Annotated in this window: 11 protein-coding genes; all 11 read right to left on the bottom strand. The window is 60.7% G+C overall.

Translation table 11 applies throughout. The annotated features are described in order from the left end of the window. Nucleotides 1-20: 20 nt before the first annotated feature. Nucleotides 21-659: a ribonuclease HII gene (gene rnhB / locus AC19YT_RS03080; protein ID WP_500600022.1), complete on the bottom strand. Its 639-nt coding sequence runs from the start codon at nt 657-659 to the stop codon at nt 21-23. Further along, nucleotides 656-1786, bottom strand: a complete 1131-nt coding sequence (gene lpxB, locus AC19YT_RS03075; RefSeq protein WP_500600023.1) for a lipid-A-disaccharide synthase — start codon at nt 1784-1786, stop codon at nt 656-658. The genes rnhB and lpxB overlap by 4 nt, the downstream gene beginning before the upstream one ends. Before the next feature lie 2 nt (nt 1787-1788). Continuing rightward, a complete protein-coding gene (gene lpxA, locus AC19YT_RS03070; protein ID WP_095106420.1) occupies nt 1789-2565 on the bottom strand; it encodes an acyl-ACP--UDP-N-acetylglucosamine O-acyltransferase in 777 nt (258 codons plus the stop codon). After that, nucleotides 2562-3002, bottom strand: a complete 441-nt coding sequence (gene fabZ, locus AC19YT_RS03065; RefSeq protein WP_095106418.1) for a 3-hydroxyacyl-ACP dehydratase FabZ — start codon at nt 3000-3002, stop codon at nt 2562-2564. Before fabZ ends, lpxA begins: the two co-directional genes overlap by 4 nt. Before the next feature lie 111 nt (nt 3003-3113). Then, complete coding sequence (lpxD, locus tag AC19YT_RS03060; protein ID WP_095106416.1) at nt 3114-4169, bottom strand: UDP-3-O-(3-hydroxymyristoyl)glucosamine N-acyltransferase; 1056 nt, start codon at nt 4167-4169, stop codon at nt 3114-3116. A 3-nt stretch (nt 4170-4172) separates the two neighbouring features. After that, complete coding sequence (locus AC19YT_RS03055; RefSeq protein ID WP_019692093.1) at nt 4173-4676, bottom strand: OmpH/Skp family outer membrane protein; 504 nt, start codon at nt 4674-4676, stop codon at nt 4173-4175. Nucleotides 4677-4721: 45 nt separating this feature from the next. Then, the gene (bamA, locus tag AC19YT_RS03050) at nt 4722-7070 is read right to left on the bottom strand and encodes an outer membrane protein assembly factor BamA (RefSeq protein ID WP_095106414.1); all 2349 of its coding nucleotides are present in this window, start codon (nt 7068-7070) and stop codon (nt 4722-4724) included. Between the two features lie 74 nt (nt 7071-7144). Next, nucleotides 7145-8497, bottom strand: coding sequence for a sigma E protease regulator RseP (rseP, locus tag AC19YT_RS03045; RefSeq protein ID WP_095106412.1), 1353 nt, complete (start codon nt 8495-8497; stop codon nt 7145-7147). A gap of 45 nt (nt 8498-8542) precedes the next feature. After that, nucleotides 8543-9733: a 1-deoxy-D-xylulose-5-phosphate reductoisomerase gene (gene ispC, locus AC19YT_RS03040; RefSeq protein ID WP_500600027.1), complete on the bottom strand. Its 1191-nt coding sequence runs from the start codon at nt 9731-9733 to the stop codon at nt 8543-8545. Beyond that, nucleotides 9730-10536 (bottom strand): phosphatidate cytidylyltransferase, encoded by an 807-nt coding sequence (locus AC19YT_RS03035; RefSeq protein ID WP_500609689.1) that lies wholly within the window; start codon nt 10534-10536, stop codon nt 9730-9732. The genes ispC and AC19YT_RS03035 overlap by 4 nt, the downstream gene beginning before the upstream one ends. Beyond that, entirely contained in the window at nt 10536-11291 is a 756-nt protein-coding gene (gene uppS, locus AC19YT_RS03030; protein WP_095106406.1) for a polyprenyl diphosphate synthase, read from the bottom strand. The genes AC19YT_RS03035 and uppS overlap by 1 nt, the downstream gene beginning before the upstream one ends. Nucleotides 11292-11300 lie beyond the last annotated feature (9 nt).

Genomic DNA, 11300 nt, shown 5'->3' with positions numbered 1-11300 from the left:
GTAAAACATCAGCCTGTTGGCTAAACCCTGGTCTTGGCGTCCAGCGCCTCGTAGGCCAGGCGCACCGGTGCGAAAGAGCGCCGGTGAATCGGTGTGGGGCCCAAGCGCGCCAGGGCTTCGAGGTGCACTGGGGTGGGATAACCCTTATGCCCGCCGATGCCGTAGCCGGGGTAGATCAGTTCCATGGCGGCCATTTCCCGGTCACGGCTGACCTTGGCCAGGATCGAGGCGGCGGCGATCGCCGGCACCTTGCTATCACCCTTGACCACCGCTTCGGCCGGCATCGCCAGCTTCGGGCAGCGATTACCGTCGATCATCGCCAACTTCGGCTGAATGCTCAGGCCCTGCACCGCGCGCTGCATGGCCAACATGGTGGCGTGCAGGATGTTGAGCTCGTCGATTTCCTCGACTTCCGCCCGGGCGATGCACCAGCTCAGGGCTTTTTCGCAAATTTCGTCGTAGAGCTTTTCGCGCCGGGCCTCGGTGAGCTTCTTCGAATCATTGAGGCCGATGATCGGGCGATTGGGATCGAGGATCACTGCCGCCGTGACCACCGCGCCGCACAACGGGCCGCGGCCCACTTCATCGACACCGGCCACCAGGTCCTGAGCATCGGCGACCAGAGTGAAATCCAGGCCCATTTGCTTGAGGCTGCTCATACGGATTTGCCGATCAGGTTCAGCACCGCGTCCGCCGCTTGATTAGAGGCGTCGCGGCGCAAGGTGCGGTGAATTTCGTCGAAACCGCGGGTTTGTTCCTCACCCCCGTCGATCAGGGGCGCCAGGGTCAGGGCCAAGGCGTCGGCAGTGGCCTCGTCCTGCAGCAACTCGGGCACCAGCAAACGCTGGGCCAGCAGGTTAGGCAACGAAATGTAGGGGCTTTTGACCATGCGCTTGAGAATCCAGAACGTCAACGGCGCTAAGCGATAGGCCACTACCATCGGCCGCTTGTATAACAAGGCTTCAAGGGTCGCAGTGCCAGAGGCGATCAACACCGCATCGCACGCAGCCAAGGCCTGGTGGGAACGGCCGTTGAGCAGGGTCAGTGGCAGGTCGCGGCCGGCGAGCAGCTCTTCCAGTTGCGCACGGCGCTCCGGGCTGGCGCAGGGCATGACAAACCGCACGCCAGGACGCAACGCACGCAAGCGTTGGGCAGCATCGAGAAACAACGCCCCCAGGCGCCCGACTTCACTGCCACGACTGCCTGGCATCAACGCCACTAGAGGGCCATCAGGTAGCCCCAGTTCTTCGCGGGCCGCAATGCGGTCGGCCTCCAGTGGAATGGCATCGGCCAAGGAGTGCCCCACAAACCGCACCGGCACACCCTTCTCTTCGTAGAACTGGGCCTCGAACGGGAACAGCGTGAGCATCAGGTCGCAGCCTTCGCGGATTTTCAGCACGCGCTTCTGCCGCCATGCCCAGACCGACGGGCTGACGTAGTGCACGGTCTTGATCCCGGCCTGGCGCAGCTTGAGTTCGATATTGAGAGTGAAGTCCGGAGCGTCGATGCCGATGAACGCATCCGGCTTCTCGGCGATCAGAGTCGCGATGAGCTTCTTGCGCCGTGCCAGCAGCTCACGCAAGCGCCCGAGCACTTCCACCAAGCCCATGACCGCCAGGCGCTCCATCGGAAAATAGGACACCAGGCCCTCAGCTTCCATCAGCGGGCCGCCGACGCCGATGAATTCCACATCGGGGTGACGAGCCTTGAGCGAACGCATCAAACCTGCGCCCAGGATGTCCCCGGATGCCTCACCCGCCACCAACGCAATACGCAAAGTCGTCATGGTTATCGGGTAATGCCGCGGGACGAGGACTGGATCGAGTCACGGAATACCGCGACTTCGGGGAACTGCGCCGAGGGTTCGGCCAATTGCGCCAATGCCTGGTCAACCGTCAGGCCTTGGCGATAAACGGTTTTATAGGCGCGACGCAGGGCGTGGATCACCTCGTCGCTGAAGCCGCGACGGCGCATGCCTTCAAAATTCATGCTGCGTGCTTCGGCGGGGTTGCCAAATACGGTCACATAGGCCGGTACGTCCTTGCCAATGGCCGTGCCCATCCCGGAAAAGCTGTGGGCGCCGATGTGGCAATACTGGTGCACCAGGGTGAAACCGGAGAGGATCGCCCAGTCTTCGACGTGAACATGGCCGGCCAGTGCGGTGTTGTTGACCAGGATGCAATGGTTACCGATCACGCTGTCGTGACCGATATGGGCATAGGCCATTATCAGGTTGTGGTCGCCCAGGGTGGTTTCGCTGCGGTCCTGCACGGTGCCGCGGTGAATGGTCACGCCTTCGCGGATGACATTGTGGTCACCGATGACCAGGCGGGTTTCCTCGCCTTTGTATTTGAGATCGGGGGTGTCTTCGCCTACCGAGGAGAACTGGTAGATACGATTGTGCCGGCCGATCCGGGTCGGGCCCTTGAGAATCACGTGCGGCCCGATCACCGTCCCCTCGCCGATTTCCACACCGGCACCGATGATCGACCAGGGGCCGACCTCGACATCGTCGGCCAGTACGGCCGACGGATCGATGATTGCGCGAGGGTCAATCAAACTCATAGCTTGCGTTCCGCACAGATGATTTCAGCGGAGCAGACCGGCTTGCCGTCCACCGTGGCCTGGCACTCGAACTTCCAGATCTGACGCTTGCAACTGATGAACTTGGCTTCGAGGATCAACTGGTCACCCGGCAACACAGGCTGGCGGAAACGCAGTTTGTCGGAGCCGACGAAGTAGTACAGGGTGCCATCCGCCGGCTTCACGCCCATGATCTTGAAGCCCAGGATACCCGCGGCCTGCGCCATGGCCTCGATAATCAGCACACCCGGCATGATGGGGTGGGCTGGAAAGTGACCATTGAAGAAGGGTTCGTTGATGCTGACATTCTTGTAGGCACGAATGCGCTTGCCCTCAACATCCAAGTCCACCACCCGATCCACCAGCAGGAACGGGTAACGGTGAGGCAGGTATTCGCGAATCTCGTTGATGTCCATCATTTCGGGGGGAAGCCTGTAGTAAAGATTGGGAGCACGCGACAACGCGCACTCCTCAAGTAGCAAATCAAGGAGGCAGTCTAGCGGCCGTGCACACTTGATATGGAAAGGGTATCAGCCATCAGATGAAGCAATACCGCCGGGGGTCACGTCCCCTACACGCTTTTCCAGTTGGCGCAAACGCCGCGCAATGTCATCGAGTTGCCGAATGCGGGCCGCGCTTTTGCGCCATTCGGCCGCGGGCTGCATTGCCGTGCCGGAGGAGTAGGCACCCGGCTCGGTAATGGAGTGGGTGACCATGGTCATGCCGGTCAGGAACACGTTGTCGCAGATATCGATATGCCCCACCAGGCCAACGCCACCGGCGAGCATGCAATGCTTGCCGATCTTGGTGCTGCCCGAGATCCCCACGCACGCAGCCATGGCCGTGTGGTCACCGACCTGCACGTTGTGGGCAATCTGGATCTGGTTGTCCAGTTTCACGCCGTTGCCAAGAACTGTATCGGCCAATGCACCGCGGTCAATGGCGGTATTGACGCCGATCTCGACGTCATCGCCGATCAATACACCGCCCACTTGCGCGATCTTCTGCCAGACACCCTTCTCATTGGCAAAGCCGAAGCCCTCGCCACCCAGCACGGCCCCGGACTGGATCACCACACGTTTGCCGATGCGCACGTCGTGGTAGAGCGTGACCCGCGGGGCCAGCCAACCGCCCTCGCCGATCTGCGAGCGAGCGCCGATAAAGCAATGGGCGCCCACGGTGACACCGGCCGCAATGTGCGCACCGCTCTCGATCACGGCAAACGGGCCGATGCTCGCCAGCGGATCGACCACTGCGTCCTCGGCCACCACCGCTGTCGGGTGGATACCAGCCTGTGCCACGGGCTTGGGGTCGAACAAATGGGAGACCCGTGCGTACGCCGCGTAAGGGTCGGGCACCACCAGCGCGTCGCCGGCATAGCCTTCGGCATCCGCGGCCTTCAACAGCACCGCAGCCGCGTGGCTATCACCCAGGTACTTGCGATACTGGGGGTTTGCCAGGAAGCTCAACTGAGCTGGGCCGGCCTCTTGCAAAGTGGCCAGCCCAGTGATTTCTTTCTCCGGGTCGCCACGCAGGGTGGCGCCAAGGAACTCGGCCAACTGGCCGAGTTTTTTAGTCGCGATCATGGATTACTTCAGCTGATTCATACGCTCGATAACTTGGCGAGTGATGTCGTACTGAGGTTTGACATCAATCACTGCACCCCGCTCGAAGACCAGGTCAAAGGCACCTTTCTTGATGACTTCTTCCACGGCGCTGTCGAGCTTTGGCTTGAGTTGCTTGAGCATTTCACGGTCGGCAACGGCTTTGGCTTCGTTCAGCTCCTTGGATTGGAACTGGAAGTCGCGGGCCTTTTGCTTGAATTCCAGCTCGAGACGTTCACGCTCGCCCTGGGCCATTTTGTCGCCACCGCTGACCAGGCGATCCTGGATGCCCTTGGCGCTGCTTTCCAGAGTCTTGAGCTTGGTCAACTGCGGGCCGAACTTTTTCTCGGCATCCACGGCGTACTTCTTCGCCGCATCGGACTCCAGCAAGGCCATTTGGTAGTTCAGTACCGCGATTTTCATTTCGGCAAATGCCGGGGTCGCTACCAGGACAGTCGCCAGGAGAACCAATTGAGTCAACTTACGCACGATGCACTCCTACAAAATCCATTGTCGTTATCTAGGGTCAGACTCTTAGAAAGTCTGGCCAAGGGAGAATTGGAACACCTGGGTCTCAGCCTCATCCGGTTCCTTGATCGGCATCGCCAGCGCAAAGCTCAACGGGCCGAGTGCGGTAATCCAGGTCACGCCAATACCGACGGAACTGGCCAGACCATCAAGACCGATGTCGTTGCATTCAACTTTTTTGCCTTTAGTCGTCTTGCCGGTATTGCAGTTGGTGTCGAAGACATTACCCACATCCCAGAAGACCGAGGTCCGCAACGAACGCTGATCCTTGATGAATGGCAGCGGGAACAGAACTTCCACGCCACCTTGAATCAGGACGTTGCCACCGAACGGCAGTGGGTCCTGGTCCGGGTCCTTCTTGTTCGGAGTGCTGCGCGGACCAAGGGTGCTGTCCTTGAAGCCACGTACCGAGTTGAAGCCACCGGCATAGTAGTTCTCATAGAACGGCAAGCCGTCGGTGTCGCCATAGCCGTCACCGTAACCCAGTTCGGTGTGCAGGCGCATGGTGTAGTTATCGCTCAACGGCTGGAACAACTGGCCGCGATAATCAAGCTTGAAGAACGCCAGGTCGCTGCCCGGGGTGGTGGCCTCCAACACTACGCTCTGGGAATGACCACGGGTGGCCAGCACGCCTTTGTTCAGGGTGGACTCGGACCAACCGGCCGAAGCTTTGAAGTTCAGGTAGTTATCACCTTCTTTGGCCACGAAATCATTGATCTCGTCGACGGTGTAGGTGCCCGTGTTGATCTTGTCCTGCTGAGCTGTGAGGCCGAAGGTCAAGCGGGAAGTCTCGCTGATCGGGTAGCCGACGCTGACGCCCGCACCCAGGCTGTCCACGGCGTAACTGGCCAGATCGACATCGAGTTCGTCGTAGTCAGTGGTGCGATAGAAGGCGTTGTAGCCCAGGCTGACGCCGTCGGCAGTCCAGTAGGGGTCCACATAGCCGAAGTTATAGCGGCTCTGGTATTCGCTGCGGGTCAGGCCGACGCTGACCTTGTTACCCGTACCCAGGAAGTTGTTCTGGGTGATCGAGCCGCCGAGGATCAGACCGGCGCTCTGGGCAAAACCCACGCTGGCGGTGATCGAGCCGGAGGCTTGTTCTTCAACGCTGTAGTTGACGTCGACTTGGTCATCCACACCCGGCACGGCCGGTGTCTCGACGTTCACTTCCTTGAAGAAGCCCAGACGCTCCAGACGGGTCTTGGACTGGTCGATCAGGTAGGTCGAAGCCCAGCCACCTTCCATCTGGCGCATTTCGCGACGCAGCACTTCGTCTTCGGACTTGGTGTTGCCACGGAAGTTGATGCGGTTGACGTAGGCACGCTTGCCCGGATCGACCACGAAAGTGATATCAACCGTGTGATCTTCGTCGTGGGGCTGCGGCACGCCGTTGACGTTGGCGAAGGTATAGCCTTCGTTACCGAGGCGGCGGGTAATGAGTTCGGAGGTGGTGGTCATCAACTTGCGCGAGAACACCTGGCCCTGTTGCACCAGCAGCAATGCCTTGACCTGCTCTTCAGGGACTTTCAGATCACCGCTGAGCTTGACCTCACGAACGCTGTACTTCTCGCCTTCGTTGACGTTGACGGTGATGTAGACGTGTTTTTTGTCCGGCGTGATCGACACCTGGGTGGAGGCGATATCCATGTTGATATAGCCACGGTCCAAGTAGTAGGAACGCAGCCGTTCCAAGTCACCGGACAGCTTTTCACGGGCGTACTTATCGTCGTTCTTGAAGAAGGACAACCAGTTGGTGGTTTTCAGCTCGAACAGGTCGATCAAGTCGTCGGCCGGGAAAACAGTGTTGCCCACCACGTTGATGTGCTGGATCGCCGCAACCGTACCTTCGTTGATGTTGACCTTGAGGCCGACGCGGTTACGCGGCTGCGGCACCACTTCGGTGTCGACCGTAGCCGAGTAACGACCCTGGGCGACGTATTGGCGCTGCAGCTCGTTACGCACACCTTCGAGGGTGGCACGCTGGAAAATCTCGCCTTCGGCCAAGCCCGACTGCTTGAGGCCTTTCATCAGGTCTTCGGTGGAAATCGCCTTGTTGCCATCGATCTCGATGCTGGCGACAGAAGGACGCTCGACGACCGTGATGACGAGGACATTGCCGTCACGCCCCAGTTGGATGTCTTGAAAGAAACCGGTTTTGAACAGCGCACGAGTGGATTCCACCAGGCGACGATCGTCAGCCTGTTCACCGACGTTCAACGGCAAGGCACCAAAGACGCTACCCGCGGAGACCCGCTGGAGGCCATTGACGCGAATATCGGAGATAGTGAAGGACTCGGCGTGAACTTCGGCGATCATCAATACGGAGAGAACCGCAGTTAGCAGCAGACGTTTCATGAAGTCCTTTCTTATTCCAACTGGCAATAAACAAACTGCCGCAAAATGCGGCAGATTCGCAATTCGGCGAAGCGCTACAGCCGACCCAGATCGTTGACCAGGGCAAGCAACATCACCCCGACCACCAAACTGATACCGATCTGTATCCCCCAACCCTGCACCCGATCCGACAAGGGGCGACCACGCACCCACTCGATCAGATAAAACAACAAATGCCCCCCATCCAGTACCGGGATGGGCAACAAATTTAGAACTCCAAGGCTAATACTCAGATAAGCCAGGAAATTCAGGAAATCAGCAACGCCCGACTGGGCAGAAGCGCCCGCCACTTTAGCAATGGTTATCGGTCCACTCAAGTTTTTTACCGAGAGCTCGCCGAACAACATTTTCTTGAGTGAATCCAGGGTCAGCACACTCATGGTCCAGGTGCGTCGCGCGCCCTCGCCAATGGCCTCCAGCGGGCCGAAACTGACCTCGCGGATCATTTCCGGCGGCCAGTCGATACCTTTGACGCCAGCCCCCAAGTAGCCACTGGCAGCTTTCCCATCACCACGACTGGCCAAGGTAACCGGCACATCGATCCGTGCCCCATCACGCTCGACTTGCAGAATGATTGCGGTTGCAGGGCGCACGCGTACCCAGTCCACCACCTGCTGCCATTCATTCAGCGCCTGGCCATCGACCGCCAACAGACGATCACCGGTTTTCAGGCCAGCAGCCTGGGCCGGACCTTTGGGGTCCAGTTCCGCCAGCACCGGCGGCAACGCCGGCCGCCACGGACGAATGCCCAGTGAGCGGATCGGATCCGGCTCGTCGGCCCCCTTGAGCCAGCTATCCAGCACCAGCTCACGGGGCGAATCAGCGGAGGCGCCCGGCTCGCGCACCAGCAATTGCAGGGAGCCGCTTTCACCCAGGCGCCGCACCAGTTGCAGATTAACGGCAGCCCAACCGGAAGTCGGCTCGCCATCGATGGCGACGATTTCCTGCCCAGCTCCCAGGCCAGCCTTGGCGGCGATACTGCCCGCCTCTACGGCACCAATGACCGGCCGCACCTGCTCGCTGCCGAGCATCGCCAACACCCAGAAGAACACCAGGGCCAGCATGAAGTTGGCAATCGGCCCGGCGGCCACGATGGCGATACGCTGGCGGACGGTCTTGCGATTGAAGGATTGATCCAGCTGTTCGGCCGGCACCTCGCCTTCACGCTCATCGAGCATCTTGACGTAGCCGCCCAACGGGATGGCGGCGATCACGAATTCCGTGCCATGGCGGTCGTGCCAGCGCACCAGCGGCATGCCGAAACCCACGGAAAAACGCAGAACCTTCACGCCACAGCGACGCGCGACCCAGAAGTGACCGAATTCATGGAAAGTGACCAGCACACCCAGCGCAACCAGGGTGCCGACAATCATATAGAGCGCGCTCATTTACCTTCTCCACATTCCTGACCCGCCCAGACTCGCAGCCTCATGCTACCGCCCGTGGCGCTTGAGCCACTGCCCGGTCAACTCGCGCGCCCGGGCATCCGCCGAGAACACCGCGTCGAGCTCATCGACCGCCACCACAGGCTCACGATTCAAAACTTCCTCGATGATACTCGCGATCTCCGGGTAACGGATGCGCCCCTCGAGAAACGCTGCCACTGCCACTTCGTTGGCCGCATTCAGGGACGCCGGCGCACTCGCGCCCGCCTCTGCTGCTTGACGCGCCAGGCGCAGGCAAGGAAAACGCTGCTCATCCGGGGCCTGGAAGTCCAGGCGCGCGATAGCGAACAGGTCCAGCGGCGCCACGCCGGAGTCAATGCGCTGCGGCCACGACAAGGCATTGGCGATGGGCGTGCGCATGTCCGGGTTACCCAACTGCGCCAGCACCGAACCGTCTATGTAGTCCACCAGCGAATGGATCACGCTTTGAGGATGAATGACTACTTCGACCTGGGCCGGCTTTGCATCAAACAGCCAGCAGGCCTCGATCAACTCCAGGCCCTTGTTCATCATGCTGGCCGAATCCACCGAGATCTTGCGGCCCATGGACCAGTTCGGATGGGCACAGGCCTGTTCCGGCGAAACGTGCTCAAGCTCCGACAGGGGCGTGTGTAGGAACGGGCCGCCGGAGGCGGTCAACAGAATCCGCCGCACGCCGACCTGCCCCAGGCCCCTGGCAAAATCGCCGGGCATGCACTGAAAAATCGCGTTGTGCTCACTATCCACCGGCAACAGCAACGAACCACTCTTGCGCACGGCTTGCATAAACAGGGCGCCGGACATCACTAGCGCTTCTTTATTGGCCAGCAAGATTTTCTTGCCGGCATGTACGGCCGCCAGGGTCGGGCGTAAGCCTGCCGCACCGACGATCGCAGCCATCACGGCATCGACCTCAGGATCGGCCGCAACTTGGCACAAGCCCTCTTCGCCCACCAGCACTTCAGTACGCAAGCCCGCGGCTCGTAACTCATCCTGCAAGTCCCGGGCGATGGCTGCCTGCGGCACCACCGCGAAACGCGGCGTATGGCGCACGCACAGTGCGAACAACTCCTTGAGGCGGCTGAAACCGCTCAGGGCAAACACCTGATAACGATCCGGGTGGCGGGCAATCACATCCAGCGTGCTCAGACCGATGGAGCCAGTCGCCCCGAGCACGGTGACCTGCTGGACCCGACTCACGAAGCCGCCATCCACAGCAGCACGGCGAATACCGGAACAGCTGCGGTCAGGCTATCGATACGATCCAACACACCGCCATGGCCCGGCAGCAGGTTGCTGCTGTCCTTGATCCCGGCCTGGCGCTTGAACATGCTTTCGGTCAGGTCGCCCACCACGGAAATCAGCACCACCACCGCCGCGCCGATCAGGCCGGACAGCATCTGGGCAACGCCCCATTCGCGAACGACGCCAACCGCCAGGGTAATCAGCAGGCTCAGCAGCAAACCGCCATAGACCCCTTCCCAGCTCTTGCCCGGGCTGACCTGTGGCGCGAGCTTGCGCTTGCCGAAGGCCCGACCGGAAAAATAGGCACCGATATCCGCCCCCCAGACCAGCACCATCACGGCCATGATGAGCCAGTTACCCAGCGGGTACTGCTTAATCAGAACCAGGCCTTGCCAGGCTGGCAGCAGGATCAGCAGGCCGATCACCAGCTTGCAGGCTGCGCTGGACCACAGCGGTGCAGTGCGCGGGTAAGTCAGCACCAGGAACGTCGCCACCACCCACCACAACACCGCGGCGCCGAGCACCCAAGGCGCCAGCCCCGGGAAGGTGTGCATAAGGAACAACGCCGCAGCGACCAGCACCGCGAAGGCAACGCGCTGGGGCTGGGCAGCAAAGCCGGCCAGCCGCGCCCACTCCCAGGCCCCCAGGGTCACCACCAGAGCGATGAACAAGGCGAAACCCGCCCCTTCGAGCAGGAAAAACCCGCACAAGGCGATCGGCAGCAGGATCAGTGCAGTAATGATTCGTTGTTTAAGCATTAAACCCGGGCTCCAGCTTCGACCTGCTCGCTCGTTTTACCGAAACGGCGCTGGCGGGAAGCGAAATCGGCCAGCGCGGTACGCATGGCATCGTGTTTGAAGTCCGGCCAGAACAGGTCGGAGAAATACAACTCGGCGTAAGCCAACTGCCACAGCAAGAAGTTGCTGATGCGGTGTTCGCCGCCGGTACGGATGCACAAGTCCGGCAATGGCAGGTCGCCGGTGGCCAGACAGGTTTGCAGCAACTCGGGCGTGATGTCCTCAGGTTGCAAGTGCCCGGCCTGGACTTCCCGCGCCAAACGCTGGGCAGCCTGGGCTATATCCCACTGCCCACCGTAATTGGCCGCAATTTGCAGCACAAAACGGTTGCTGCCGGCAGTCAGCGCCTCGGCCTCACGCATCGCCGCCTGCAATTGCGGATTGAAACGCGAGCGGTCACCGATGATGCGCAAACTGATGTTGTTGTCATTCAGGCGCTTAGCCTCGCGGCGCAGTGCCTTGAAGAACAGGTCCATCAAGGCACTGACTTCGTCGGCCGGGCGCTGCCAGTTCTCGCTGGAGAATGCGAACAGCGTCAGCACTTCGACCTTGGCTTCGGCGCACACCTCTATAACGGCGCGCACCGCGTCCACGCCCGCCTTATGCCCGGCAACACCGGGCATGAAGCGTTTCTTGGCCCAACGGTTATTGCCATCCATGATGATCGCGACATGCCGCGGCACAGAGGACAGAACCGCTTGCTTGGTCTTTTCCATGAAAACGCC

This window comes from Pseudomonas sp. MF08875 (assembly GCF_059862525.1).
Note: the sequence above shows the minus strand (reverse complement) of the source record. Positions and strands in the feature narration are given on the sequence as shown.

Bases quoted from the DNA above. Each gene is read 5' to 3' on its own strand.
- uppS (WP_095106406.1), bottom strand. From the start codon at position 11,291: ATGGAAAAGACCAAGCAAGCGGTTCTGTCCTCTGTGCCGCGGCATGTC.
- lpxB (WP_500600023.1), bottom strand. From the start codon at position 1,786: ATGACGACTTTGCGTATTGCGTTGGTGGCGGGTGAGGCATCCGGGGAC.
- rseP (WP_095106412.1), bottom strand. From the start codon at position 8,497: ATGAGCGCGCTCTATATGATTGTCGGCACCCTGGTTGCGCTGGGTGTG.
- AC19YT_RS03035 (WP_500609689.1), bottom strand. From the start codon at position 10,536: ATGCTTAAACAACGAATCATTACTGCACTGATCCTGCTGCCGATCGCC.
- rnhB (WP_500600022.1), bottom strand. From the start codon at position 659: ATGAGCAGCCTCAAGCAAATGGGCCTGGATTTCACTCTGGTCGCCGAT.
- lpxD (WP_095106416.1), bottom strand. From the start codon at position 4,169: ATGATCGCGACTAAAAAACTCGGCCAGTTGGCCGAGTTCCTTGGCGCC.
- bamA (WP_095106414.1), bottom strand. From the start codon at position 7,070: ATGAAACGTCTGCTGCTAACTGCGGTTCTCTCCGTATTGATGATCGCC.
- fabZ (WP_095106418.1), bottom strand. From the start codon at position 3,002: ATGATGGACATCAACGAGATTCGCGAATACCTGCCTCACCGTTACCCG.
- lpxA (WP_095106420.1), bottom strand. From the start codon at position 2,565: ATGAGTTTGATTGACCCTCGCGCAATCATCGATCCGTCGGCCGTACTG.